The sequence below is a fragment of the Xanthomonas sp. LF07-6 genome, assembly GCF_034105445.1.
Taxonomy (GTDB): domain Bacteria; phylum Pseudomonadota; class Gammaproteobacteria; order Xanthomonadales; family Xanthomonadaceae; genus Xanthomonas_A; species Xanthomonas_A sontii.
This window is the reverse complement of the sequence record NZ_JAXGGI010000006.1, coordinates 195,062-220,742: the sequence shown is the minus strand read 5'-3', so window position 1 is coordinate 220,742 and position 25,681 is coordinate 195,062. Positions and strand designations below refer to the sequence as shown.

The window sequence follows — 25,681 nt, the reverse complement described above, 5'->3', positions numbered from 1 at the left end:
CTCAATCCCAGCCCGGCATCTGCGCGCCGTCCAGGCCGCCGGTCTCGAACACCGCGGTGCGGGTGCCGCCGGCCTTCACCGGGAAGGTGATCTGCAGCACCGTGGTCTTGCGCGCCAGCTTCCACAGCGCCTTGTCGTCGCTGATGAACATGGCGATGGCCTCGTCGGTCTTGGGCCGCCAGGCCGCGGCCGCGTGCGGCGGCGCGTCGTCGGCCTTCAGTTCCACCTTGCAGCCGCCGGCGCAGCGGAAATCGCCGGACTGCAGCACGAGGTAGGCGCTGCGCTTCCATTCCGGATGGTCGCGGAACACCAGTTGCACCGGCTTGGGTCCGCTGCCGTCCACATCAACCTTGTCGCGGCTGTACAGCATCGCCGAGCGCTGCACGCCCTTGCCGGCCGGCACCTGCGAGTACTGCCAGGCAGCCTGCATGCGCCGCAGCTCGCGCGCCGCTTCGCCCTTGGCCTTGACCTCTGCGTAGCCGGGCTGGATGCGTTCGGCCGCGTCCGAGCCGGGGTACTGCTGCAGCAGCGCCGCGCCGTGGATCCGGGCCAGGTCCCAGTTGCCGGACTTCACCGCGGCGTCGTACTGCTTGGCCAGGTCGTCGGCCGCCTGCGCCTTGGCCTGCGCTTCGGCCGCAGCCTGCGCCTTGCGCTCGGCCTCGTGATCGCCGCAAGCGGCCAGGGCGACGGCGCACAGCGCGCCGAGCAGAATGCGTTTCATCGTGGGGTTCCTCGTTGGATCAGGGTGTCGATGGCCTGCGCGACCTCGGCGGGCTTCTCGACGATGGACATGTGGCCGCTGCCGTCCAGCAGTACCTGGATCGCCTGCGGCAGGCGTTGCGCGTACAGCGCCAGCGCGCTGGCGTCGATCACCGCGTCCTGCACGCAATTCAGCAGCAGCGCCGGCTGGCGAATGCGCGCGGCCTCCTCGAACGGCAGGAACGCCTCCTCGCCGCGGCCGATGCGCGCCAGCACCTGCTGCTCGAAATCGGCCTCGCGGCGACGCCAGGCCACCACCGCCGGCACCGCCCAGCGCGGGATGCGCGGCTTGGCGCGCTCGAGCAGGAACACGGTGTCGATGTAGCGCTGCAGCGATGCGGCATCGTGCACCGCGAACGGATTGTGCCCGTCCAGCACCGCCTGCCCGAAGACGTTGTCGGCGAAGCGCACGCCGGCGGCGTTGAACAGGCCGACCCGGTCGAACACCGCCGGATGGCGCGCCGCGGCCAGCGCCGCGATGCCGCCTCCCATCGAATGCCCGAGCAGCACGCATTCGCTGCCCGCACGGCGCGCGCACTGCATGGCGAACGCGGCCACGCGCTCGGCCTGCGCCACAAAGCCGTAGTCCTGCCCGGCGATGCGCTGGCTCTCGGCCCAGCCGGGCAGATCCGGGATGACCAGGTGATAGCGCGTGCCCAGCGCGCGCGCCAGCGGCAGCCAGTTCTCCTTGCTGCCGGTGAAGCCATGCACCAGCAGCAGGGTCGGCGCGGCGGGATCGGCCGCGGCGCGCACCAGATAGGTCCAGGTGTGCCCGGCGACCTGCGACTGGCGCCGCCGCAGCCCGCTGCCGCGACGCTGGCGCAGGCTCTCCAGGCGCACCAGCAGGAACGGATCGCACGCCACCAGCAGCGCCCCGATCGGCATCGCCACGAGCGCCACGCACAGCAGCGACACCAGCAACGCCAGGGCGCCAGCCAGCAGCAGCAGCATCATCAAGACCAGGGTCGCCATCACCATGGGGACACCGGAGCGCGCAGGTCGCTCATGCGCTCAAGCCACCACGTCGGCTTCGCCGAGATGGAGGGCCAGCCACACGGTCGGCTGCCCGGGATCGGTGAAAGTCACCCAATGCGGCGTATCGGCCGGGATGAACAGATGGTCGCCCGGCGCCAGCGCGACCTCGCGATCGCACAGCGCCACCCGCGCGCGACCGCGCAGCACCAGCACCCATTCGTCGTGCGCCTGCAGGTACGGCGACTCCTGCGGCGTGGTCTGCCCGTGCGAGACGATGCGCTCGACGCGGCAACCGGAGCGCCGCAGCAGTTCGGTGAAGATTTCGCCACCGCGGGCATCGGGCAATGCGTCCAGCAAGGAACCGGACAGCACGGGCGCGTCGGTCATCTCAGCAACCCCTCGGGAGGCGCACGCAGGCCCGCGCGCATCGGCGCCGGCAACGATCTGCCATGGCACTGGCGCTTGCAGCGGAGACCGGGGCAGCGGTGGCGAACGATGTCATGCGCGCATGGACCGAGGACCATCGGGACTGCCGAGGATATCGCGAATGCGTGGCAGCAGGTCGTGCTGATCGACGGCGGTGCGTGTGGAATCCGTTAAGGCGGCACTGCACAGGCACGCGCCTCATGCCGGCGGCGCATGCGACGCCGCAGATGACGACGTCCTGCAACGCGGGCGCGGCCATGCCGCCACCATCGCACCCTCCCCGCGCGACGCGATCGTCGCCACACGCCGGCCGCACACACGCACACGGCGCCGGGAGTGCTCCCGGCGCCGTGTGCGCGGTCTTTCGCGGGCGACTTGCGTCAGTGCGCGGTGCTGCCGGCCTTGGCCTTGTCCAGCATCTCCTGCACCGACACCGTGGTGATCGGGTGGTAGCCGGGCTTGGCCTTGGCGAACACCTCTTCGGCGAAGGCGAGCCCGTCCGGGGTCTTCACCAGTTCGGCGTAGATCGGCAGGATCAGCTTGCGGCGGCCGACGCGGGCGATGAACTCGCCGGCGGCCGGGCGCGCGTCCACGTAGCCGCTGCGGATCGCCAGCGGATACCAGCGCATGGCGATCTCGCCGTTGGCGGTGCCGGTGAAGTGGTAGGCGTCGTCAAGTTGCTTGAGCTGCGCCGGGGTCAGCTTCTCGCCCAGGCCGCTGAGGAAGCGCGTCCACTCCTGGGTGCTCCAGGCATCGGTCACCTGCTTGCCCGGCAACGTGCCGCTGCCGGTCCAGGCGATGCGCGCGGTGTCGACCATGGCGAAGTTGCGCGAACGCGCCTTCTGCGCGAACGCCGGAATGCCCGGCTCGTCCAGCCACGCATGCAGTTCCTGCGCGGTCACCGCGTTCGGCTTCTTGGGCAGCAGGTGGGTCTTCAGGTACTCGACGAACTGATCGGTGTTGGCGCTCTGGAACGCGTGGTCGTCGAACCAGCCGCGCAGGAACGGATCGAAGGTGTCGCGGCCGAAGCGCTGTTCCAGGAACTGCAGGAACCATGCGCCCTTGACGTAGGCGACCTGGCTCAGCGCCTCGTCCGGATCGCGCTCGGTCAGCGCCGGCAGCGCCAGCGCCTGGTCGGCCGGGCTCATGCCCTTCAGTTCGGCGAGCAGGTCGGTCTGGTCGATCTCGCGCTCCATCTCCGCCGCTTCGGGGCCGTACAGCGCCTCGGTGATGCGCGCCTGCACGTAGGTGGTGAAGCCTTCGTTGAGCCAGATGTCCTTCCAGCTGGCGTTGGTCACCAGGTTGCCGGACCAGCTATGTGCCAGTTCGTGCGCGATCAGCGACACCAGCGACTTGTCGCCGACGATCACCGTCGGGGTGGCGAAGGTCAGGCGCGGATTCTCCATGCCGCCGAACGGGAACGACGGCGGCAGCACCAGCATGTCGTAGCGGCCCCAGCGATACGGACCGTACAGCGTCTCGGCGGCCACGATCATCTTCTCGGTGTCCTCGAACTCCTTGGCCGCCTTGTCGACCATCGCCGGCTCGGCCCACACGCCCGAGCGCGCGGAGATCGGCTTGAACACCAGGTCGCCGGCGGCGATCGCCAGCAGGTAGGACGGGATCGGCTGCGGCATCTTGAAGCGGTAGTCGCCGTTGCGCACCGCCTTGGGATCGTTGTCGGCGCTCATCAGCACCATCACGTCCGGACGCGAGACCACGTGCGCGCTGTAGGTGAAACGCACGCTCGGCGTGTCCTGCAGCGGCACCCACGAACGTGCGTGAATCGCCTGCGACTGGCTGAACATGAAGGGCAGCTTCTTGCCCTCGGTCATCGACGGCTCCAGCCACTGCAGGCCCGAGGCGGTCGGCGCGGTGTGGTAGGTGATGCTGATCGTCTGCGGCTGCGTCGGCGCCTCGATGGTCAGCTTGCTGCCGTAGATCTTGTCGGCCGGCGCCAGCGCGTACTGCAGCGGCGCCTGCTGGCCCTTGCCGTCGTCGGCCTGCACCTTCTCGATGGTCAGGTCGCGCGTATCCAGCACCAGTTGCTTGGCGCTCTTGTCCTTCCAGTCCAGCGTGTAGGTGGCGGTGCCGCCGATCTGCTTGCTGTCGAAATCCAGCTTCAGATCCAGCGCCAGGTCCTTGATCACGACCTTGGACGGCTCGGCGTAGGAAGTCTCGTCGTGGCTGCGGTCGGCCGGCTTGGCCGCGGCGGGCGCCGGCTTGGCGGCAGGTGCGGCCGCATCGGGCGCAGGTGCTTCACGTGAACACCCGGACGCGACCATCGCGGCCAGGGACAACAACAGGAACGGGGAACGCATGGCGGACAGCACCGGTTCGGGAAAACCCGAAGTCTACCGGAAGGCAGGGATTGGGGATTCGGGATTGGGGATTCGCAACGGCAGTGCGGCGCCGCGCGCTGACGCATCCCGAATCTTCAATCCCCAATCCCGGCTCCACTCTGATCTTGTAGCCGAGTGGATCGCCACGATGCCACCGGCTAGGTTCTTGTAGTGGTTGCGGGCGAAGCCGGCTGCTTCCACCCTTGCCTTCGCGTCCTGTGGCAGATGCTGCGCCGGCACCGTCGGACCGCGCGTCGGGACTGAAGTCCCTCCCACAAAGACGGCACAGGGCCCGCGATCAGTCAGCACCGATCGCCTGCTCTTACGATTCCCGAATCCCGATTCCCGAATCCCGGCTTTCTGTGGCAGATGCTTACACCGGCACCGCCGGACCGCGCGTCGGGACTGAAGTCCCTCCCACAAGAACAGCCCAGCGCCGCGATCGGTCAGCCACCGATCGCCCGCTCTTGCGATTCCCCAATCCCGAATCCCGAATCCCGGCTTTCTGTGGCAGATGCTGCGCCGGCATCGTCGGACCGCGCGTCGGGACTGAAGTCCCTCCCACAAGAACAGCCCAGCGCCGCGATCGGTCAGCCACCGATCGCCCGCCTTTGCGAATCCCCAATCCCGGCTCTAAATCCTATAGCCCGAGTGGATCGCCACGATGCCGCCGGTCAGGTTCTTGTAGTGGCTGCGGGCGAAGCCGGCCTCTTCCATCATCGCCCTCAGCGCGTCCTGCGGCGGATGCTTGCGGATGCTTTCGGCCAGGTACTGGTAGCTGTCGGCGTCCTTGGCGAACAGTTGGCCCAGGCGCGGCAGCACCTTGAACGAATGGAAGTCGTACAGCGGCTTGAACCAATCGGCGGTGACTTCGGAGAACTCCAGCACCCGCGCCTGGCCGCCGACCTTGAGCACGCGGTACATCTCGCGCAGTGCGGCGTCCTTGTCGGTGACGTTGCGCAGGCCGAAGGCGATGGTCACCAAGTCGAAGCTCTGGTCCGGGAACGGCAGCGCCTCGGCGTTGCACTGCACGTAGTCCAGGCCCGCGACCAGGCCGCGGTTGGTGAGGCGGTCGCGGCCCACCGAGAGCATGCCGGCGTTGATGTCGCCCAGCACGATCTCGCCGTCGGCACCGACCCGGTCCTTCAGCAGCGCGGCGATGTCGCCGGTGCCGCCAGCCAGGTCGAGCACGCGGTCGCCCGGCTTGACCTGCGCGGTGGCGACGAAATAGCGCTTCCAGACCCGATGGATGCCCATGCTCATCAGGTCGTTCATCAGGTCGTAGTTGCCGGCGACCGAGGTGAAGACCTCGCCGACCAGCTTCTGCTTGTCCTTGGCGGCGACGTCGCGGAAGCCGAAATGGGTGGTGCCGGATTTGTAGGGGGATTCGCTCATGCCGGGATTATCGCACTGCCGGCCGCTCCGTGCCGGTGAAGCGCCGCCCGGGATGACAGCCGCCGGCTGCCTGCGCCAGACTGCCGGCCGACTCCCTTTCCCCCGGGCCATCCCATGCTGACCACCCCCGACTACCGCGCCCTGCTCGACACCGCCATCGCCGAAGCCCGCCAGGGCCTGGCCGAGGGCGGCATCCCGATCGGCGCCGCCCTGTACCACCGCGACGGCCGCCTGCTCGGCTGCGGCCACAACCGCCGCGTGCAGGAAGGCGACCCGTCCGTGCATGGCGAGACCGACGCCTTCCGCAAGGCCGGGCGCCAGCGCCGTTACAAGGACACCATCATGGTCACCACCCTGGCGCCGTGCTGGTACTGCAGCGGCCTGGTGCGGCAGTTCAACATCGGCACCGTGGTGGTCGGCGAATCGGTGACCTTCCAGGGCGGCATCGACTGGCTGCGCGAGAGCGGCGTGGAGGTCATCGACCTGCACAGCCAGGAGTGCATCGACCTGCTCGGCGGCTTCATCGCCGCGCACCCGGACGTGTGGAACGAGGACATCGGCGAGGACTGAGCGTCCCGCCGACGCGCCCACGGGCCGACACCAGGCCATGCCGAGCGACGCCGACCTGGCGCGCCGGCTTGCCCCGCCCGAGCCTCGCCGCCGCCGCGCCAACACCCCGGCGCGGCCAAGCCTGAGTACCCCAGCGCCAGCAGCGGCGGGAAGGGCTCTACCGCCCGAGTGTTATATTGTTTCAAAATTAACACCGATCGCACCGCATGCCGTCTGTTGCCCTCGCTTCGCCCGCCTCCCTCGCCGTTCCCGCGACGCCCGCCGCGCGACTGGCCTCGATCGACCTGCTGCGCGGCACGGTGATGCTGCTGATGCTGCTCGACCACGTGCGCGAGACCTTCTACCTGCACCACCCGGTCGGCGACCCGATGGAGGTGGAGGGCACGGCGCCGGCACTGTTCGTCGCGCGCACCCTCGCCCACCTGTGTGCGCCGGTGTTCGTGTTCCTCACCGGCCTGTCGGCCTGGCTGTATGCGTCCGGGCAGGCCGACGGGCGCGCGGCGGCCGCCCGCTTCCTGCTCAAGCGCGGCCTGTTCCTGATCGTGCTGGAGCTGACCCTGGTCAACCTGGCCTGGAGCGGCGCCTTCCCGCCGCAGGCGCTGTACCTGCAGGTGATCTGGGCGATCGGCCTGAGCATGATCGCCCTGGCCGCACTGCTGTGGCTGCCGCGGCCGGCGCTGGCCCTGCTCGGCGCGGCGCTGGTCGCCGGCCACCACCTGCTGGACGACGTGCAGGTGCAGGGCGACGGCCCGCTCGCGGCCGCCTGGGCGGTGCTGCACGACCGGCGCTGGCTGGAGTTGGGCGAGCTGCGTCTGCGCACCTCCTACCCGGTGCTGCCGTGGATCGGGGTGATCGCGCTCGGCTACGCCGCCGGCCCCTGGTACGGCGCCGCCACCGACCCGGCGCAACGCCAGCAGCGCCTGCTGGCCTGGGGGCTGGGCGCGCTGGCCGGCTTCCACCTGCTGCGCTGGCACAACGGCTACGGCGATGCGCCCTGGCAGGCGCAGGACGACCTCGCGCATACCGCGATGAGCTTCTTCAACGTCACCAAGTACCCGCCGTCGCTGCAGTTCCTGCTGCTGACCCTGGGCGTGGGCCTGCTGTTGCTGCGCCTGTACGAGCACCCCGCCGTGGCCCGTACCCTGGCGCCGCTGGCGACGATCGGCGCGGCGCCGATGTTCTTCTACCTGCTGCACCTGTACGTGCTGAAGCTCGCCTACCTGGCCGCGCTGGCGCTGTGGGGCGCCAACCAGGGCGACCTGTTCGGCGTGGACAGCGTGGCCGCGCTGTGGGCGATCGCCGCCTTGCTGGGCCTGGCCCTGTACTGGCCCACCGCCGCGTTCGCGCGGCTGAAGGCGCGGCGCCGCGACCTGGGCTGGCTGCGCTACTTCTAGGTTCATCCGCGTGCAATGCAGGCGTGGTCGACTGCCGGTTCCCTCGTTCGCGCCTGGAGACCTGCGATGTCCACCCGCCTGCCGCAGTTGCTGCTGATCGGCCTGACCCTCGCCGCCTGCGCCGGATGCGCGACCGCGGCGAGCAAGCGCGACGCCTGGGTGGTGCAGCAGATCCACGACTACAACCATCCCTACGCCGCGCAGCGCGCCGAGCTGGATACCAAGATGGCGACCATGGCCACCGGCGCCTACGCCTTCTACCGCGGCACCGACCACATTTTCTACCAGGACATGAAAACCCTGCCGGGCTCGCTGTGGACCTCGCCGCAGACCGGCTACACCTGGCTCGGCGGCGACACCCACCTCGGCAACTTCGATGCGGCGCGCGACAGCAGCGGCAAGGCGGTGTTCAAGGTCGCCGACTTCGACGAAGGCCACCTCGGCCAGTACGTGTGGGACCTGCGCCGGCTGGCCGCGAGCATGGTCCTGGCCGGGCGCGACAACGGCCTGTCCGACAGCGACATCGGCGACGCCATCGACACCATGGTCGGCGCCTACCTGGACAAGATCGCCGATTTCCGCGGCAGCGATGCCGAAGAAAGCTTCCAACTGAGCAAGCGCAACACCAGCGGCGCGGTGGCCAAGATCATCGACAGCGCCGACGGCAAGAGCCGCAGCAGCCTGCTGTCCAAGTACACGGTGGTCAACGGCGGCAAGCGCCAGTTCCAGAACCTGGACAACCTGGTCGCGGTGGACGCCGGCACCGCCTCGGCGGTGGCCGCGGCGATGAACGGCTACATCGGCTCGATCGCCGCGTCCAAGCGCTATGCGTCCAGCTACTACGGCATCAAGGACGTGCGCCAGAAGCTGGGCTCGGGCACCGGCAGCCTCGGCCGCCTGCGCCTGTACGTGCTGATCGAAGGCCCGAGCGCGTCGACCAGCGACGACGTGATCCTGGAGTGGAAGCAGGAAGCGGCCAGCGTGGTCGCCGTGGCCGCGCCGTCGCAGATGCCGGCCTCCACCTACGACAACAACGAGGGCGCACGGGTGGCGCGCACCGCCAAGGCGCAGACCATCGACGCCGACGTGCTGGTCGGCTACGCCAGCGTCAACGGCACCCCGTTCTACGTGCACGAGAAATCCCCGTTCCAGCAGGATCTGGATCCGACCGCGCTGGACAGCGCCGGCAAGCTCGCCACCGCCGCCACCTACCTGGGTCAGGCCCTGGCCTCGGCGCATGCGCTGGCCGACCAGGACTACGACCCGAACGTGGTGCCCTACAGCATCGACAAGCAGATCGACCAGGCGGCCAGCAGCAAGAGCGGCCTGAAATCGGAACTGCGCCAGTTCGCGTTCGACTACGCCGCGCAGGTGCAACTGGACTGGCAGTCGTTCGTGGCCGCGTACAAGGCGGGCACGCCGCTGTATTGAACGCGGCGGGGGTGGCCGGGATCGCCCACGCCGTCTTGGCGCTGCGGGAAACATACCCCGGCCTGCGGCACGCTCTCCTGTCGGAGCGATTCTCGTCCCCTTTTGTGGGATCCCAGTCGCGACGAGGCCTTACCGGCAAGTCCCGTCACGACGGAAGTCGCTCCTTGTATCTGGACATGGAGCCCTGATGGCGTTATGTCTACGGTTCTTCTTTTCGTCCGACACGCAAATCTCAAGCGAAAGCAAAGGCTTTCGCCCTTACGGGCGAGTTACTTTTCTTTGCTCGCGCAAAGAAAAGGTAACCAAAAGAAAGCGCGCCCTGCCTCGCGCCCTCCGCGCTAACGCGCTCCGGGTCCGCGCCCATCACGGGGATCCGCGGAAGGGGCATCCTGCCCCTGCCGCGGACGGCGCACATCCCTGTGCGCCGCCCTTCGGGTTTTTCCCCGCGATGGCCGCCGCTTCGGAAGGGAACCCAGTAAGTCAAAAGCAAGGGCAAGGGCAAGAGCCAAAGCCAAGCGACCGCGACTCCCACACGGACTCGTGGTGATCGCTGTCCGGGCGCGATGTGGGAGGGACCTTCGTCCCCTTTTGTGGGATCAGGCACGACGGCTTCCAAAGCCAGATCGTCCGCCTACGCAGTTCGTCGTGGTTGCATGACAGTTGACTCCCACAAAGGGGAACGCATCGCGGGCGTGCGTCGACCCGGAATTACAGGATGTACCGACTCAGATCCGGGTCCTGCACCAGCTCGCCCAGGTGCGCATCGACATAGGCCGCGTCCACGGTGACGCTCTGACCGTCGCGGTCCGGGGCTTCGTAGCTCAGCGTGTCAAGCAGGCGCTCGAGCACGGTGTGCAGGCGCCGCGCGCCGATGTTCTCCTGACGCTCGTTGACCAGGAACGCGATCTCCGCCAGGCGCGCGATGGCGTCGTCGGTGAAACGCAGGCTCACGCCCTCGGTCAGCAACAGCGCTTCGTACTGCTTGGTCAGCGCCGCTTTCGGCTCGGTGAGGATGCGGATGAAGTCGTCCTTCGACAGCGCCGACAGTTCCACGCGGATCGGGAAGCGGCCCTGCAGCTCCGGGATCAGGTCGCTGGGCTTGGCGAGGTGGAACGCACCGGAGGCGATGAACAGGATGTGGTCGGTCTTGACCGTGCCGTACTTGGTGCTGACGTTGGAACCTTCCACCAGCGGCAGCAGATCGCGCTGCACGCCTTCGCGCGAGACGTCGCCGCCGGTGGCGCCGGCCTCGCTGCGCTTGGCCACCTTGTCGATCTCGTCGATGAACACGATGCCGTGCTGTTCGCAGGCCTCGATCGCCGCGGCGCGCACGTCGTCCTCATTGACCAGCTTGCCCGCCTCTTCCTCGATCAGCAGCGGCCGCGCCGCCTTGATGGTCAGCTTGCGCGACTGCGACTTGCCGCCACCGAGGTTGGAGAACATCTGCCGCAACTGCTGGCCCATTTCCTCCATGCCCGGCGGGGTCATGATGTCCATGCTGACGTTGACCGCGACATCCAGTTCGATCTCGCGCTCGTCCAGTTCGCCGGCACGCAGCATGCGCCGGAACTTGCTGCGGGTGTCGCTGTCCTGCGCCGAGGGCTCGTTGCGTGCGGCTTCCGGATCGAAGCCGATGCCGGCGCTGCGCCGCGGCAGCAGCGCATCGAGGATGCGGTCTTCGGCGCGCTCCTCGGCCTGCGTGCGCACGCGGGTCTTGGCCTGCTCGCGGTACAGCTTGACCGCGGTATCGGCCAGATCGCGCACGATCTGCTCCACATCCTTGCCGACGTAGCCGACCTCGGTGAAGCGGGTCGCCTCGACCTTGACGAACGGCGCATTGGCCAGCGTCGCCAGGCGCCGCGCGATCTCGGTCTTGCCGACGCCGGTGGGACCGATCATCAGGATGTTCTTCGGCATCACTTCGTTGCGCAGCGCATCGGGCAACTGCATGCGCCGCCAGCGGTTGCGCAGCGCGATCGCCACCGCGCGCTTGGCCTCGTGCTGGCCGACGATGTGGCGGTCCAGCTCCTGCACGATCTCGCGCGGGGTCATGGTGCTATGGGTATCGGTCATGGTCGGGAAATCGAAGAGGGAATCGGGAATGGAGAATCGGGAATGGGAAAGCAGGCGTCATCGGTGACGGAGACGGGAACCGCTGTTGCGATTCCCCAGTCCCCATTCCCGATTCACAGCTCTTCCACCACCACGTTGCGATTGGTGTAGATGCAGATGTCGCCGGCGATGTTCAGCGCTTCGACGGCGATGGTGCGCGCGTCCAGCGTGGTGTGGCCGAGCAGCGCGCGCGCCGCAGACAAGGCGTAGGAACCACCGGAGCCGATGGCGATGATGCCGTCCTCCGGTTCGATCACATCGCCGGTGCCGCTGATGATCAGCGAGGTTTCCTTGTCGGCGACCGCCAGCAGCGCCTCGAGCTTGCCGAGGCGGCGCTCGGTGCGCCAATCCTTGGCCAGTTCCACCGCGGCGCGGGTCAGCTGGCCGTGCTTCTCCAGCTTGGCCTCGAACAGTTCGAACAGGGTGAATGCATCGGCGGCGGCGCCGGCGAAGCCGGCCAGCACCTGGCCCTCGCGGCCGAGCCGGCGCACCTTGCGCGCATTGCCCTTCATCACGGTGTGGCCCAGGGTCACCTGGCCGTCGCCGGCCACGGCGACGCGACCATCGCGGCGCACCGACAGGATCGTGGTGGCGTGGAAAACATTGGGGTTCTGACTGGGATCCATGCGGCCTCCGGAGCGATGACTCAGGTGTGGGGGCTGGCGGCGCGCGGTTCAAGCGTCGCCAAGCCGGGCATGCGCCGGCCATGCCGGATCGGCAGCGATACCCCACGCGACGTACCAGTCCTCGCCCTGGGTTTCGATCGGATGCAGGGTGCGCCCGGCGCCGTTGCCGCAGGCCAGGTCGTGTGCCGCGCAATCGCGGTCGCAGCCCCGACACAGCCGTTCGGGGCGGCGCGGCGCCAGCGGAAAGGGGTTGGCCATCGGTAAGCCCTCGCAACGTGGGAGGACAGTGTCCTCCCGCCTTTGCCGACTCGCCTTGATCCAGAACAAGCGCGGGCGCGATGGCAACCGTGCGGTCGCGATGCGGCGCTCAGGACTTGCGCTTGGCCCGCGGGTGCGATGCGTCGTAGACCTTGGCCAGGTGCTGGAAGTCCAGATGCGTGTAGATCTGCGTGGTGGCGATGTCGGCATGGCCGAGCAGTTCCTGCACGCCGCGCAGGTCGCCGGAGGATTCCAGGATGTGGCTGGCGAAACTGTGCCGCAGCATGTGCGGATGCACGTGCTTGAACAGGCCCTGGCGCCCGGCCAGTTGCTTGATGCGGATCTGCACCGCGCGCGCGCCGATCGGCGCCCCGCCACGGCCCGGGAACACCGGCGCGGCAGCCTCGCCCCGGCTTTCCTCGCGCCACGCCAGCAACGCGGCGCGCGCGTGCGCGCCGACCGGCACCAGCCGCTGCTTGTTGCCCTTGCCCAGCACGCTGACCATGCCGGCAACGAAATCCAGATCGCGCCAGCGCAGCGCGCACAGTTCGCTCAGGCGCAGGCCGGAGGAATAGAACAGCTCCAGCAGCGCGCGATCGCGCAGGCCCAGCGGCGCATCGGTCGGCACTTCGACCAGGCGCACCGCCTCGTCGGCGTCGAGCACCTGCGGCAGCTTGCGCGGTGCCTTCGGCGCGCGCAGTGCCGCGGCCGGGCTGGTGGCGATGTGGCCGTGCTTGAGCAGCCACGCATAGAAGCTGCGGCACGCCGACAACCGCCGCTGCAGGCTCTTGGGCGACAGCCCGCGGCGGTGCTCGGCGGCGATGAAGTTGCGCAGTTGCGCGGCATCCAGCGCGGCCGGTTCGCCAAGCAGGTTGGCGGCCGCCCACGCCTCCAGCGCCGCCAGGTCGCGGCGGTACGCGTCCAGGGTATGCGCGGACATGCGCCGCTCGACCTGCAGGTAGGCGAGGAACCGGGACGCGGGACCCGGGACCCGGGACCCGGGAGACGCGGCCTCGCTCGCGGTGACAGCAGTGCCCTGCCCGGCTTGGTGATCGGCAGCGCCGGTTCCGGCGCTGTCCCGGGTCCCGGGGCCCGGATCCCGAGTCCCGGCCCCACTCATCGCTGCAACGCCACCGCCAGCGCCTCGCCCATCATGCGCAGGAACAAGGTACCCATGCCGGGATAGAACCGGTTCGGGTCGCGGCTGCCCACCGCGATCAGGCCCAGGCCGGGCAGCGGCAGCAGCGCGGTGGATTGCACTTCGTCCACGCGCTCGCCGTACAGCAGCGCCTGCTTTTCCGGTTGCAGGCGGCCGCAGATCGGCTCGCCGTCCTTCAGGCAATCGCGGAACGGCGCCAGCCGCGGATCGTCGGCCGCCAGCACCTGCAGCCACGGCGCCTGTTCCAGGCCGGGCAAGGGCTGCAGCAGCACGATGCTGACCAGGTCGCCCTGGAAATCCTCCTGCAGCGACGCGGCCATCGCGCGCACGCTGTCGGCGGCGCTGCGCTGGCGCATCAACGCCAGGGTCAACTGGTGGGTACGCACCGCCAGCCGTTCATTGACCTGCGCATTGGCGGCCAGGTCGGCCAGCCGCCGCGACAGTTCGCGGTTCTTGTCGCGCAGCACTTCCAGCTGGTAGCTGGCCAGCGACGCGGTGGGACCGTCGTCGCGCGGTACCACCAGGGTCAGCGCCAGGTCGGGAAACTGTTTGAGGAAGCCGGGATGGCGCCGCAGCCACGCCGCCACCTCGTGCGCACCGAGCTTGTCCTGGCTGTCGCTCATCGGATCCATTCTCCATCGAAGACGAACGTCGCCGGCCCGGACATCACCACCGGTGCGGTGTCGTCCGGCCATTGCACGCGCAGTTCGCCGCCCGGCAGGCTGACGCGCACGTCGCGCTCCACCCGGCCGCGCTGCATCATCACCGCGGCCGCCGCGCAGGCGCCGCTGCCGCAGGCCAGGGTCTCGCCGACGCCGCGCTCGTACACGCGCAGGCGCAGGTGGCCGCGGTCGATCACCTGCACGAAGCCGACGTTGACCGAATCCGGGAACGAGGCGTGCTGCTGCAGCAACGGACCCAGGCGTTCCACCGGTGCCGCATCGACCAGGCCCACTTCCAGCACCGCGTGCGGGTTGCCCATCGACACCGCGCCGAAGCGCACGCTGCCGCCCTGCAGCGGCAGCACGTATTCGTCGCGCGCACGCGGGAAGCCGACCAGCGGCACGTCCTCCGGCGCGAAGCGCGGCACGCCCATCGCCACGGCGAATTCGCCGCTGGCGCTGCGGGTGATGTGGTGACTGCCGGCGGGGCTTTCGATGACGAAATCGCCCGCGGCCGGCGCACTGCCGTCGCGCACCAGCCAGGCCGCGACACAGCGCGCGCCGTTGCCGCATTGCCCGGCGGCGCTGCCGTCGGTGTTCCAGATGCGGTAGCTGGCGACCGCCGCGGCGTCGCGCGGCGGTTCGATGGTCAGGATCTGATCGCAGCCGACGCCGAAGTGGCGGTCAGCCAGGCGCACCGCCAGTGCGGCGTCCGGCGGCGGGGTGCCGTCACGCAGGTCGAGCACCACGAAATCGTTGCCCGCGCCCTGCATCTTGCTGAAACGCAGGCGCGCGGCGTGGCGGGCCTCACTCATTCCCATTGGTGAGCATGGTGGTGTCGTTGGCCGGCGGGCGCTGCCCATCCACCGGCTGCGCCTGCCCGGCGGGATCGGTGGTCGCCGGCGGCGTCGCATCCGGCGCGGGCGCGGCTTCCACCGGCACCGGCTTCTGCGGCATCACCAGCGGACCCTTGTTGCCGCAGCCGGCCAGGGCCAGCAACGCAGCGGCGGAGAGAACGAGACGGATCGGAGAAGAGGACGATGTGCTCATGCGCCGAGTATAGCCACACCGGCATGAACCGGCTGTGCCGCGGTCGCGTGACGCGACGCGCTCACGCGCGCGGCGGTTCCGGCCGCCACCACAGCCACAGCGCCACCGCGCTCATGCAGCCGATCGCCAGCACCTGCACCCACAGCCGGTGCACGAACAGCAGCAGCACCAGCGCGCACGCGACCATGGTCAGCGTCGCCATCCACTTGCCGCGGCGGCTGACCGCGCCATGCCGTTCCCAGTCGCGGATGCTGCGGCCGAAACGCGGATCGCGCAGCAGACGCCGGCGCAGCCGCGGCGAACCGCGCGCGGCGGCGTAAGCGGCAATCAGCACGAACACCGTGGTCGGCAAGCCCGGCACGAAGATGCCGACGATGCCGGTCGCCAGGCTGGCATAGGCCAGCAGCCACCAGGCCCAGCGGAAACGTGAGTGCGTGCGCATGGCGGCATGATAAGCCTGCGCTGGCACGGGCAGGTGGCGACCGTCTGTCGACGCAACCGAGGTAGCCGTGCGGCAGCGACTGTGCGAGCCGCTTCGGCCGCGATGGAAGAAGCCACCGGCGCGTCCGACTCTTTGCAGTCGGGACTGAAGTCCCTCCCACAAGGCATTGCCAAGCCGTCAGCGCTGCTGCATGGCATGGCGCATCAGCCCATCGACCCTTCAGGTCCGACTCGGCCGTTATGCTCACTGTGGGAGCGGCTTCAGCCGCGACGCGCGAAGCCACTGGTGCGTCTGATCTCACAGCAGTCGGGACTGAAGTCCCTCCCACAAGGAGTGACCAGACCATCAGCACCGCTGACGACCCTCGCATAGGACACCAGCGACCCGCCCACCGCAGGAGCGGCTTCAGCCGCGACGAGCGAAGCCTTCGGCTTGTCCGACCTTGGCGCAGTCGGGACCGAAGCCCTCCCACAAGGCATTGCCAAGCCGTCAGCGCTGCTGCATGGCATGGCGCATCAGCGATCGACCCTTCAGGTCCGACTCGGCCGCCATGCTCACTGTGGGAGCGGCTTCAGCCGCGACGGGTGAAGCCACAGGCCATCCGCCATCCAACCAAACATCGGGACGGGCCGGCCTCACGCCAGCCGCCCCACCTGCGCATCGGCCAGCCCGCAGGCCGGCCGATGCGCATGGCCCTCACTTGGTCGGCTGCTCCACGCCCAGCTGGTCCAGCATGAAGGCATAGGACTCGGCCATTTCGCGGTAGCGACGGAAGCGGCCGGACTTGCCGCCGTGGCCGGCTTCCATGTTGACGCGGAACACGATCGGCTGGCTGCCGGTGTCGTTCTCGCGCAGCTTGGCCACCCACTTGGCCGGTTCCCAGTACTGCACCTGCGAGTCCCACAGGCCGGTGCCGACGTACATCGCCGGGTAGGCCTGGCGGCTGACGTTGTCGTAGGGCGAGTAGCTGAGCATGTAGTCGTAGTACGCCTTTTGCTCCGGATTGCCCCACTCGTCGTACTCGTTGGTGGTCAGCGGGATGCTCGGGTCGAGCATGGTGGTGACCACGTCCACGAACGGCACCTGCGCCACCAGCACGCGGTAGTCCTTGGGCGCCATGTTCGCCACCGCGCCCATCAGCAGACCGCCGGCGCTGCCGCCAGCCGCGGCGACGCGATCCGGTGCCGCATAGCCCTGCTGCACCAGCCCGCGGGTGACGTCGATGAAGTCGTTGAAGGTGTTCTTCTTGTGCAGCAGCTTGCCCTGGTCGTACCAGTCGCGGCCCATTTCCTGGCCGCCGCGGATGTGCGCGATGGCGTAGACCACGCCGCGGTCGAGCAGGCTCACCACCGGCAGGTTGAACGCCGGATCGGTAGACATGCCGTAGCTGCCGTAGGCGTACTGGTACAGCGCGGCGCTGCCGTCCTTCTTGAAGCCCTTCTTGTAGACCAGCGACACCGGCACCTTGACCCCGTCGCGCGCGGTCACCCAGACGCGTTCGGTCTGGTACTTGCTGGCGTCGTAGCCGATCACCGGCTGCTGCTTGAGCAGCTTGCGCTCGCCGGTGCGGGTGTTGAGTTCGTAGGTGGTGGCCGGGGTGGTCAGCGAGGTGTAGCTGTAGCGCAGCCACGGCGTGTCCGGTTCGGCATTGATCGACAGGCCCATCGAGTACGCCGGCTCGTCGGCCTTGACGTATTCCTCCTTGCCGTCGGCGAAGTGCAGGCGGATCCGCTCCAGGCCGTCGGAGCGCTCGGCGATGGCGGTGAAGCCGTCGAACAGTTCGAAGCCGTCGATGAACACCTTTTCGTCGTAGGGCAGCCAGCTCTGCCACTGGTCGCGCGAGGTAGCACCATCGGGCGCGGTCATCAGCGCGTAGTTCTTGGCCTTCCAGTTGGTGCGGATCACCCAGCGGCCGTCGAAATGATCGGCGTGGTACTCGACATCGCGCTCGCGCGGCGCCAGCACGGTGAAGCGCTGCGGATCGGCGGCCGGCGCATAGCGCTGCTCGGAGGACACGGTGCTTTCGACGCCGATGACGATGTACTTGTCGTCGCGGGTGCGGCCCACGCCCATGTAGAAGCTGTCGTCCTTCTCCTCGTACACCAGCGCGTCCTGCGCGGCGGGCGTGCCGAGCACGTGCTTCTTGACCCGCACCGTCAGCAGCGTCTCCGGGTCGTTCTCGACGTAGAACAGGGTCTTGTTGTCGTCGGCCCACACCACGTCCGGCGACACGCCGGGGATACGGTCGGCATAGACCTCGCCGGTGTCCAGGTTCTTGAAGCGCACCACGTACTGGCGGCGGCCGACGTCGTCCTCGGTCCAGGCGAGAATGCGGTTGTCCTGACTGACCGCCGCGTCGCCGACGCTGAAATAGCCCTTGCCGGCGGCCATGGCGTTGACATCGAGCAGGATCTCCTCCGGTGCCTCCATGCTGCCCTTGCGGCGCGCCTGGATCGGGTAGTCCTTGCCGCTCTCGTAGCGGGTGTAATACCAGTAGCCGCGCTCGCGGTACGGCACGCTGCTGTCGTCCTGCTTGATGCGCCCGACGATCTCCTCGTACAGCCGGTCTTCCAGCGGCTGCAGCGGCTTCAGCACCTGATCCGCGTAGGCGTTCTCGGCGTTGAGATAGGCCAGCATCTGCGGGTTCTTGCGCGCGTCGTCGCGCAGCCAGTAGTAGGCGTCCTGGCGAACGGCGCCGAACGGCGCCTTGACCGCGTGCGGCTGCTTGGCCGGATGCGGCGGGGTGGCCGCGGCGGCGGAGGCGGAGGAAGCGAAGGAGGCGGTCATGAGCAGGACAAGGCTCGCTAGCAAGGGGCGGTGAGGCATCTAATGGGGCTCCGGCGGCAGTAACGCAACGGGACGCGCCGCCTTGGCCGGGCGGCGGCAGCGGGCGGGCGCCGCGCAGTGCCGGCCGAGTCTCCCTGCAACGCTGCGCCGTGGCAAGCGTGCCGAGGCAGTGCAGCCTGCGACGCAGGGCAATCGGCGAGCCGTGGTGCCGCGATGGCATCGCGGCGGGCAGCCGTGGCCAGCGAAGCCGAATGGCGCCGCATCGCACCGCATGCGATCGACCGCCAGGGAAGCAACGCCAGATGCAACGGGATGGGCGCCCCCGACCCACGCCCGATTCGCCCAGGTCCAGCGCCCATCCCGGGTCACGCCGCCACAGCCACCGCGCAATCTGCCGGACCTCGCCGACTGGACGCGGCTAACACGCTCGGGAACACGCTCCTCTATCATCGGCCGCATGGCTTCCCTTCCCGGCGACACCCTCAGCGCCTCGCCCGCCGCGTCCGGCTACAGCCAGCGCAGCCGCGAGATCGAACCCTTCCATGTGATGGCGTTGCTGGCCCGCGCCAACGAACTGGAACAGGCCGGCCACGACGTGATCCACCTGGAAATCGGCGAGCCGGACTTCACCACCGCCGCGCCGATCGTCGCCGCCGGCCAGGCCGCGCTGGCTGCCGGCCATACCCGCTACACCGCTGCGCGCGGCCTGCCGGCCCTGCGCCAGGCGCTGGCGGACTTTTACCGGCAGCGCCACGACGTCGACCTGGACCCGGCGCGCATCCTGATCACCCCCGGCGGCTCCGGCGCGCTGCTGCTGACCAGCGCGCTGCTGGTCGATCCGGGCCGCCACTGGCTGATGGCCGACCCCGGCTACCCGTGCAACCGCCACTTTCTGCGCCTGGTCGAAGGTGCCGCGCAGCTGGTGCCGGTCGGCCCTGACAGCCGCTACCAGCTGACCCCGGAGCTGCTGCAGCGGCACTGGAACGCGGACAGCGTCGGCGCGCTGGTGGCGTCGCCGGCCAATCCCACCGGCACCGTGCTGTCGCGCGCCGAACTGGCCGCGCTGTCGCAGACGCTGCACGCCCGCGGCGGGCACCTGGTGGTGGACGAGATCTACCACGGCCTCAGCTACGGCATCGACGCGCCCAGCGTGCTGGAAGTCGACGACGACGCCTACGTGCTCAACAGTTTCTCCAAGTACTTCGGCATGACCGGCTGGCGCCTGGGCTGGCTGGTGGCGCCGCGCGCGGCGGTGCCGTCGCTGGAGAAGCTGGCGCAGAACCTGTACATCAGCGCGCCCAGCATCGCCCAGCACGCGGCGCTGGCCTGCTTCCTGCCGGAAACGCTGCAGATCCTGGAAGCGCGCCGCGCCGAATTCGCGCAGCGCCGCGACTACCTGCTGCCGGCGCTACGCGCGCTCGGCTTCCGCATCGACGTCGAACCGGAAGGCGCGTTCTACCTGTACGCCGACGTGTCGGATTTCACCGACGACGCGCAGGCGTTCTGCGCGCACTTCCTGGAAACCGAGCACGTCGCGTTCACTCCGGGCGTGGATTTCGGCCGCCATCGCGCCCGCCAGCACGTGCGCATCGCCTACACCCAGAGCCTGCCGCGGCTGCAGGAGGCGGTGGCGCGGATCGCGCGTGGGCTGGGGCGCTGGGCGCGCTGAGGCGACCAGCGGCGGGGGAGACGCGAGTGAAGCCAGCCTTGCTCATCTATCGCGAAGCCATCGAATCCGATCTGGCTGCCATCTGCGCGCTCGGCGAGGAAGTGAACGCTGTCCACCATGACGCGTTTCCCCACATCTTCGCCGGCCCGGGCGAGGCGGACCGCGACGTGGCGCACTGGAAGCGCAGCATCGGCCAGGACAATGCCACCACCCTCGTCGCCGAAGCGCAGGGCGTCCTCGTCGGTTTCGTCACGGTCGGCATGGTGTCGGAATCGCACTCACTGCTGCAGCCCATGCGCTTCGGCCGGGTGGGCAGCGTGGGCATCACCCAACGCCATCGCGGCCAGGGGATCGGCCCGGCGCTGATGCAGCGTGCGCACGAGTGGGTAGCGCTGCGCGGCGGTGTCGAAATGCGCCTGAATGTCTGGGCCTTCAACACCCACGCACTGCACGTTTACGAAGAACTGGGTTATGAAGTCCGTTCGCTGACCCTGGTCAAGTCGTTGGCCGACGGGGCCTGAGCACCCGCTGCGGCGACGACCTGAGATCACCTTGAGAACGCGGACAATGCCGGCGCGATCGTGACGCAACGCGACGCATTGCGCGCAGGCTCGACCGCTCATTGGATGGCGCGCCAGGCCAGGAGATGGTCCGCGCCCCAGCCGGGACGCGGACCACACCACTCACTTGGACAGCCGCTCCCACAGGAAGCTGTACGCCAGCGCCTGCATGTGCGCCGCCTGCGCGTTGTTGGCCGCGCCGCCATGACCGCCTTCGATGTTCTCGTAGTAGGTCACGTCCTTGCCGGCATCGATCATCTTCGCCGCCATCTTCCGCGCATGGCCCGGGTGCACGCGGTCGTCGCGGGTCGAGGTCAGGAAGATCACCGGCGGATAGGTCTTCTTCTGGTCGAACAGGTGGTACGGCGAGAAGGTCTGGATGAACTTCCAGTCGTCGGTGTCCGGGTTGCCGTACTCGGCCATCCACGAGGCGCCGGCCAGCAGGTGGCTGTAGCGCTTCATGTCCAGCAGCGGCACCTGCACCACCACCGCGCCGAACAGCTGCGGGTACTGCATCAGCATGTTGCCGGCCATCAGCCCGCCGTTGCTGCCGCCCTGCACGCCCAGGTGCTTGGCCGAGGTGATCTTGCGCGCGACCAGGTCCTGCGCCACCGCCGCCATGTCCTCGTAGGCCTTGTGCCGGTTCTGCTTCAGCGCCGCCTGGTGCCAGCGCGGGCCGTACTCGCCGCCGCCGCGGATGTTGGCCAGCGCGTACACGCCACCCTGGTCGAGCCAGGCGCGGCCCAGGCTGCCGGAGTAGAACGGGGTCATCGAGATCTCGAAGCCGCCGTAGGCGTACAGCAGGGTCGGCGCACTGCCGTCGGCCTTGAGCTGCTTGGGCCGGACCAGGAAGTACGGCACCTTGGTGCCGTCCTTGGACACCGCGAAGTGCTGCTCGATCTCGTCCTTGGACGCGTCGAAGAAGCTCGGCATCGCCTTCAGCGTCTCGATGCTCTTCGGCCCGCGCTGCACGTCGGCCAGCATCAGCGTGGTCGGGGTCAGGAAGTCGGTGGAAGTCAGCCACACCTGGTCGTTCTCGTCGGCATCGACCGCATCGACGCTGGTGCTGCCGAAGGCCAGGTTGCCGACCGGGAACGCCGTGCGCGCCCATTCGCCCTCGCCCGGGGTCAGCACCCACAGCCGGCTCTTGACGTCGTCGAGCACGTTCAGCACCAACCGCGACTTGGTCCAGGCGAAGGACGCCAGCGACGCGGTCTCGGTGGGCGTGAACAGCACCTGGAAGTCGCGCTTGCCGGCCATGAAGTCGTCGAACCTGGTCACCAGCAGCGCACCGGCCGGGTAGGTCGTGCCGCCCACCGTCCACGGATCGCGCAGCTCCAGGGTCAGCCACTGGCGGTGCACGCCCTTGTTGGCCGAGTTGGGCACGTCGATCTTGGTCAGGCGACCGTCGGCGCCGCGCAGGTACATCTCGTCGTTGTAGAAGGCCAGCGTGCGGCTGACGAAATCGCGCTCGTAGCCGGGCGTGTCGTCATGCATCGCGGCGATGTACATGTCGTCCGGCTTGCCCTCGTAGACTAGGGTAGCGCTGCTCATCGGGGTGCCGCGCTTCCACTGCTTGACGACGCGCGGGTAGCCGGAGCTGGTCAGCGAGCCGGGGCCGAAGTCGGTGTACAGGTAGACGGTGTCGGCATCGATCCAGCTCAGCCCGCCCTTGGCCTCGGGCCGGAAGAAGCCGTCCTTGATCCATTGCTTGGTGCTCAGGTCGAACTCGCGGGTGACGTCGGCGTCGGCGCCGCCGCGCGACAGCGCGATCAGGCAGCGGCGGTACTCCGGGCGCAGGCAGTTGGCGCCATGCCACACCCAGTTCTCGCCCTCGGCCTTGTTCAGCGCGTCCAGGTCCAGCACCGTCTCCCACTTCGGCTCGGGCTTGCGGTACTCATCGAGCGTGGTGCGGCGCCACAGGCCGCGCTCGTGGGCGCGGTCCTTCCACAGGTTGTAGTAGTACGGGCCGATCTTCTGCACGGCCGGGATCTTGGCGTCGGAATCCAGCACCTCGCGGATGCCGGCCTCGCGGGCCTTGAAGGCGGGGGTCTCGGCCAGCCGCGCCTCGGTCTTGGCGTTCTGCGCCTTGACCCAGTCCAGCGCCTTGGTGCCGGTGACGTCTTCGAGCCAGGCGTAAGGGTCTTGGGGCATCGCGGTTTCCTTGGCCGCGGCGGTGCCGGCGGCGAGCAGGCCGGCGATCAGGCAGGCGTGTGCGAGTGAGGACATGTTCGGATCCGTGGAAGGACAGCGCCGCACCGTAGCACGCAGCATCGCCGGCCTCCCCTGCCGAAGGTCAGGCCGGGCGTGCGGTCCGCAGCGCCGGCCGGCGCCGCCGCGCCTGCGCCCGCGGGCGCGCCCGCCACTGTCCCCACAGGCGCCGCAATGGCGGCAGCGGGAAGCGGTGCAAGGCCCACCAGGCGCTCAGCGGCATGCCCAGCAACCACAGCGGCCGCCAGCCCAGCCACTCGCTGTGGCCGCGCGCGGCCGGCCATACCAGGACCAGGGCCAGCCCGGCCAGGATCGCCTGGCGCAGCAGGCGGCGCAGGCCCGGGTGCGGGACGTGGGTGCGCGGGGAGGACGGAACGATCGGCATGACGGCAGCTCCTGGAAGTCGAGGCGCGCAGGTTGCCGCCGCGACATCTCAGGGGCTGCGACGCACCATTGACATGGCGCACGCGCATACTTCACCGGCGTTCGCCCTTCGCCCCGGAATCTCCTATGCGCCTGCTCTCCCTGTTCGCTTCCGTGCTGCTGCTGGGCATGGCCGTCCCGTTGCCGACGGCCCGGGCCAAGGCGCCGGACCCGGAGCAGGAGCCTGCGCAGCCGCCGATCGACCTGCAGCGCTTCATGGGCCGCTGGTACGTGATCGCCCACATCCCGTACTTCGCCGAGCGCGGCCACGTCGCCAGCAGCGACGAATACACCCTCCAGGAAGACGGCAAGATCGCGGTGCGCTACGAGTACCGCAACGGCTTCGACGAGCCGGTCAAGGAGCTCAACTCGCGCGCCACGGTCAAGGAAGGCACCGGCAACCGCCGCTGGACCACCTGGTTCTTCAGAATGGTGCCCACCAAGTACCGCATCCTGGAAGTGGCGCCGGACTATTCCTGGGCGCTGATCGACTATCCCGGCCGCGACCTGGCCTGGGTATTTGCGCGCTCGCCGAACATGAGCCACAAGCAGTACCGCGAACTGGTCGACAAGCTGGACCACCAGTACGGGGTCAACATCGACAAGCTCAAGCGCGTGGCGCAGCGCCGCGACCAAATCGGCAAGCTCGGCTTCGAAGTGCCGAACAAGCCCTGAAGCGGTTCCCGTCGCAGCCGGCTGCGACGCGGACGACCCGATCCGCATTGCGCTGGGCCGGCGCGCGCCGCGCGCCCGTGTGCCGTTCGGGCCACATCAGGCCCCTTACTGCGACCATCCAATGCCGCCACGCCGCCGCACCGCGCGTGGTCTGCACCGGCACCACGATCATCCTTCGCTCAGCGAAGCACCCGGCGCGACCCGTATGATCGGGGCGCCCTCCCCCACAGACAGGTGCACCGCTTGGCCAGCGTCCTCTCCGAACCTCTCGACGAAGCACCGCGCGGCTGCGCGGACACGACCCAGCTGCGCGGCCAGGTGTTCGCGCAGAACTGCCCGTCCCGGGCCGTGCTCAGCCACGTCACCAGCCGCTGGGGCGTGCTGGTGCTGGTGGCGCTGCGCAAGGGCACCCATCGCTTCGGCGACCTGCGCCGCAGCCTGGAAGGGGTCAGCGAGAAGATGCTGTCGCAGACCCTGCAGGCGCTGGAAGCGGACGGCCTGGTGCAGCGTACCGCCTATCCCGTAGTGCCGCCGCACGTGGAGTACGACCTGACCCCGCTCGGCGAGGAAGCCGCGGCGCATGTGCACGCGCTGGTGGACTGGATCGAGCGCAACATCGGCGTGATCCTCGGCGGCGGCGCGCCGCTGGATGCGGCGTAGGCGTCGACCTCCAGGCTGCGACACGCATTGGCGGTAAAGCCGCGGTCGCGGCTGGAGCCGCTCCCACGCGGGCTATCGCAGCGCGCGGCGACGCCTCAGTCGTCGCTGTAATTGCTCAGCGCCAGCGACAGCAGCGCCTTGGCCTGCTCGCGCAGCGAGCGCGGCTCCACGATCTCCGCATCCGAGCCGTAGTGCAGCACGTCCATCAGCAGTTCGCGCGAGACGCTGTAGGGCACCTTCAGTTCGTAGCGGCCATCGGCCAGGAACCGGCCCTGCTGCTTGGAATGCCAGTGCTCGTCGGCGACCCAGCGCGCGGCCTTGGGGCTGAACACGATGGTGGCCCAGCCCTTGGGCGCGCCGGAAAAGATGCCGTAGCTGGCCGCCAGCTGCGAATCCAGTTCGGCGTCGGCCACGTCCTGCGCCGGCTGGTCGAGCAGGCGCGCGTGGTTGATGCGGTCCACCGCGAAGCTGCGCACCGCGTCGCGGCCATGGTCCCAGGCGTCCAGGTACCAATTGTCGCGGTAGTGGGTGATGCGCTGCGGCGACACCGTGCGCTTGGTCGATTCGTCGGTGGAGCGGGCGCGGTAGTCGAAGGACAGGCGCTTGCGCTCCAGCACCGCCGAGGCGACGGTGCGGAAACTGGCTTCGTCGAGCTTGCGGCCGCGGTGCGGGATCACCCGCACCCGCTCCACCGGCCAATGGGTCGCCCCGGCCTGGGCGGCGAGCAGGCTTTCGATGCGCTGCTGCAGCGGCGCCAGCACCGAGGACAGCACCCCGCCGCCGGTGCGCGCCAGCAATTGCTGCGAGGCCAGCAGCGCGTGCAGTTCCTCCGAACTCAGCCACAGCCCGGGCAGCTCGAAACGGTCGCTCTCCCCGGACTCGTAGCGGAAGCCGGCCTCACCGTCGCCCTCCACCGGCGCCATCAGCGCATCGCGCAGGAAGGCCAGATCGCGGTAGACGGTGGCGCGGGAGCAACCCAGTTCGTCCTGCAGCCGCGCCACCGTCACCGGGTAGCGTGCGGACTTGAGCAGGCGGTGCAGTGCGTTGATGCGTTCGTAGCGGTCCATGGCCCCGATTATGTCTGAGTCGACGGCG

Annotated in this window: 23 protein-coding genes and 2 pseudogenes; 7 read left to right on the top strand and 18 right to left on the bottom strand. The window is 69.1% G+C overall.

Annotated elements, in window-relative coordinates:
* Nucleotide 1: 1 nt before the first annotated feature.
* The 6 genes and pseudogenes from SLW56_RS12160 to ubiE all read right to left on the bottom strand — a co-directional run bounded on the left by SLW56_RS12160 (nucleotide 2) and on the right by ubiE (nucleotide 5,897).
* Entirely contained in the window at nucleotides 2-721 is a 720-nt protein-coding gene (locus SLW56_RS12160) for a hypothetical protein (RefSeq protein WP_017910020.1), read from the bottom strand.
* On the bottom strand, nucleotides 718-1,737 hold the full coding sequence (locus SLW56_RS12155) for an alpha/beta fold hydrolase (protein WP_295963975.1): 1,020 nt from the start codon (nucleotides 1,735-1,737) through the stop codon (nucleotides 718-720). The genes SLW56_RS12160 and SLW56_RS12155 overlap by 4 nt, the downstream gene beginning before the upstream one ends.
* Before the next feature lie 33 nt (nucleotides 1,738-1,770).
* Complete coding sequence (locus SLW56_RS12150) at nucleotides 1,771-2,121, bottom strand: cupin domain-containing protein (protein WP_017910018.1); 351 nt, start codon at nucleotides 2,119-2,121, stop codon at nucleotides 1,771-1,773.
* A gap of 419 nt (nucleotides 2,122-2,540) precedes the next feature.
* Nucleotides 2,541-4,481 (bottom strand): M1 family metallopeptidase, encoded by a 1,941-nt coding sequence (locus SLW56_RS12145; protein WP_320694905.1) that lies wholly within the window; start codon nucleotides 4,479-4,481, stop codon nucleotides 2,541-2,543.
* A 153-nt stretch (nucleotides 4,482-4,634) separates the two neighbouring features.
* Nucleotides 4,635-4,733, bottom strand: a pseudogene (locus SLW56_RS12140) (bifunctional demethylmenaquinone methyltransferase/2-methoxy-6-polyprenyl-1,4-benzoquinol methylase); the annotation flags it as partial.
* A 402-nt stretch (nucleotides 4,734-5,135) separates the two neighbouring features.
* On the bottom strand, nucleotides 5,136-5,897 hold the full coding sequence (ubiE, locus tag SLW56_RS12135; RefSeq protein WP_320694904.1) for a bifunctional demethylmenaquinone methyltransferase/2-methoxy-6-polyprenyl-1,4-benzoquinol methylase UbiE: 762 nt from the start codon (nucleotides 5,895-5,897) through the stop codon (nucleotides 5,136-5,138).
* A gap of 114 nt (nucleotides 5,898-6,011) precedes the next feature.
* Here ubiE and SLW56_RS12130 point away from each other — a divergent pair, with 114 nt between their 5' ends.
* The 3 genes from SLW56_RS12130 to SLW56_RS12120 all read left to right on the top strand — a co-directional run bounded on the left by SLW56_RS12130 (nucleotide 6,012) and on the right by SLW56_RS12120 (nucleotide 9,292).
* Nucleotides 6,012-6,467 (top strand): nucleoside deaminase, encoded by a 456-nt coding sequence (locus SLW56_RS12130; protein WP_010341927.1) that lies wholly within the window; start codon nucleotides 6,012-6,014, stop codon nucleotides 6,465-6,467.
* Nucleotides 6,468-6,673: 206 nt separating this feature from the next.
* Nucleotides 6,674-7,861: a heparan-alpha-glucosaminide N-acetyltransferase domain-containing protein gene (locus SLW56_RS12125; protein WP_320694903.1), complete on the top strand. Its 1,188-nt coding sequence runs from the start codon at nucleotides 6,674-6,676 to the stop codon at nucleotides 7,859-7,861.
* Nucleotides 7,862-7,927: 66 nt separating this feature from the next.
* On the top strand, nucleotides 7,928-9,292 hold the full coding sequence (locus tag SLW56_RS12120; RefSeq protein ID WP_320694902.1) for a DUF2252 family protein: 1,365 nt from the start codon (nucleotides 7,928-7,930) through the stop codon (nucleotides 9,290-9,292).
* A 708-nt stretch (nucleotides 9,293-10,000) separates the two neighbouring features.
* Here the strand turns inward: SLW56_RS12120 and hslU are convergent.
* From hslU to SLW56_RS12075, 9 genes and pseudogenes are all read right to left on the bottom strand, one after another.
* A complete protein-coding gene (hslU, locus tag SLW56_RS12115) occupies nucleotides 10,001-11,365 on the bottom strand; it encodes an ATP-dependent protease ATPase subunit HslU (RefSeq protein ID WP_017912058.1) in 1,365 nt (454 codons plus the stop codon).
* A gap of 113 nt (nucleotides 11,366-11,478) precedes the next feature.
* Entirely contained in the window at nucleotides 11,479-12,030 is a 552-nt protein-coding gene (hslV, locus tag SLW56_RS12110) for an ATP-dependent protease subunit HslV (RefSeq protein WP_010341232.1), read from the bottom strand.
* A gap of 48 nt (nucleotides 12,031-12,078) precedes the next feature.
* The gene (locus tag SLW56_RS12105; protein ID WP_267123420.1) at nucleotides 12,079-12,288 is read right to left on the bottom strand and encodes a DUF3079 domain-containing protein; all 210 of its coding nucleotides are present in this window, start codon (nucleotides 12,286-12,288) and stop codon (nucleotides 12,079-12,081) included.
* 109 nt (nucleotides 12,289-12,397) lie between these two features.
* A pseudogene (xerC, locus tag SLW56_RS12100) lies at nucleotides 12,398-13,258 on the bottom strand (tyrosine recombinase XerC); the annotation flags it as partial.
* Nucleotides 13,259-13,404: 146 nt separating this feature from the next.
* The gene (locus tag SLW56_RS12095) at nucleotides 13,405-14,070 is read right to left on the bottom strand and encodes a DUF484 family protein (protein WP_152180725.1); all 666 of its coding nucleotides are present in this window, start codon (nucleotides 14,068-14,070) and stop codon (nucleotides 13,405-13,407) included.
* Nucleotides 14,067-14,924 (bottom strand): diaminopimelate epimerase, encoded by an 858-nt coding sequence (dapF, locus tag SLW56_RS12090; protein ID WP_320694901.1) that lies wholly within the window; start codon nucleotides 14,922-14,924, stop codon nucleotides 14,067-14,069. The genes SLW56_RS12095 and dapF overlap by 4 nt, the downstream gene beginning before the upstream one ends.
* Nucleotides 14,917-15,159 carry a lipoprotein gene (locus tag SLW56_RS12085; protein WP_320694900.1) on the bottom strand — a complete coding sequence of 81 codons (243 nt, stop codon included), beginning with the start codon at nucleotides 15,157-15,159 and terminating at the stop codon, nucleotides 14,917-14,919. The genes dapF and SLW56_RS12085 overlap by 8 nt, the downstream gene beginning before the upstream one ends.
* A 61-nt stretch (nucleotides 15,160-15,220) precedes the next feature.
* Nucleotides 15,221-15,601 (bottom strand): YbaN family protein, encoded by a 381-nt coding sequence (locus SLW56_RS12080; protein WP_267104849.1) that lies wholly within the window; start codon nucleotides 15,599-15,601, stop codon nucleotides 15,221-15,223.
* 696 nt (nucleotides 15,602-16,297) lie between these two features.
* Nucleotides 16,298-18,388, bottom strand: a complete 2,091-nt coding sequence (locus SLW56_RS12075) for an oligopeptidase B (RefSeq protein WP_017914635.1) — start codon at nucleotides 18,386-18,388, stop codon at nucleotides 16,298-16,300.
* A 457-nt stretch (nucleotides 18,389-18,845) separates the two neighbouring features.
* Between SLW56_RS12075 and SLW56_RS12070 the strand changes: the two genes are divergently transcribed.
* Both SLW56_RS12070 and SLW56_RS12065 read left to right on the top strand, forming a co-directional pair.
* Nucleotides 18,846-20,057, top strand: coding sequence for a pyridoxal phosphate-dependent aminotransferase (locus SLW56_RS12070; protein ID WP_320694899.1), 1,212 nt, complete (start codon nucleotides 18,846-18,848; stop codon nucleotides 20,055-20,057).
* 38 nt (nucleotides 20,058-20,095) lie between these two features.
* Entirely contained in the window at nucleotides 20,096-20,578 is a 483-nt protein-coding gene (locus SLW56_RS12065) for a GNAT family N-acetyltransferase (protein WP_267119274.1), read from the top strand.
* A 162-nt stretch (nucleotides 20,579-20,740) separates the two neighbouring features.
* Here the strand turns inward: SLW56_RS12065 and SLW56_RS12060 are convergent, their stop codons facing one another.
* Nucleotides 20,741-22,846 carry a prolyl oligopeptidase family serine peptidase gene (locus tag SLW56_RS12060; RefSeq protein WP_320694898.1) on the bottom strand — a complete coding sequence of 702 codons (2,106 nt, stop codon included), beginning with the start codon at nucleotides 22,844-22,846 and terminating at the stop codon, nucleotides 20,741-20,743.
* Between the two features lie 67 nt (nucleotides 22,847-22,913).
* Nucleotides 22,914-23,213, bottom strand: coding sequence for a hypothetical protein (locus tag SLW56_RS12055; protein ID WP_017912049.1), 300 nt, complete (start codon nucleotides 23,211-23,213; stop codon nucleotides 22,914-22,916).
* Nucleotides 23,214-23,380: 167 nt separating this feature from the next.
* Between SLW56_RS12055 and SLW56_RS12050 the strand changes: the two genes are divergently transcribed.
* Nucleotides 23,381-23,926, top strand: coding sequence for a lipocalin family protein (locus SLW56_RS12050; protein ID WP_320694920.1), 546 nt, complete (start codon nucleotides 23,381-23,383; stop codon nucleotides 23,924-23,926).
* Nucleotides 23,927-24,169: 243 nt separating this feature from the next.
* A complete protein-coding gene (locus SLW56_RS12045) occupies nucleotides 24,170-24,586 on the top strand; it encodes a helix-turn-helix domain-containing protein (RefSeq protein WP_043094676.1) in 417 nt (138 codons plus the stop codon).
* Between the two features lie 95 nt (nucleotides 24,587-24,681).
* Here SLW56_RS12045 and SLW56_RS12040 read toward each other — a convergent pair whose 3' ends face one another.
* Nucleotides 24,682-25,653 carry a YafY family protein gene (locus SLW56_RS12040; protein ID WP_010341069.1) on the bottom strand — a complete coding sequence of 324 codons (972 nt, stop codon included), beginning with the start codon at nucleotides 25,651-25,653 and terminating at the stop codon, nucleotides 24,682-24,684.
* Nucleotides 25,654-25,681: the final 28 nt, after the last annotated feature.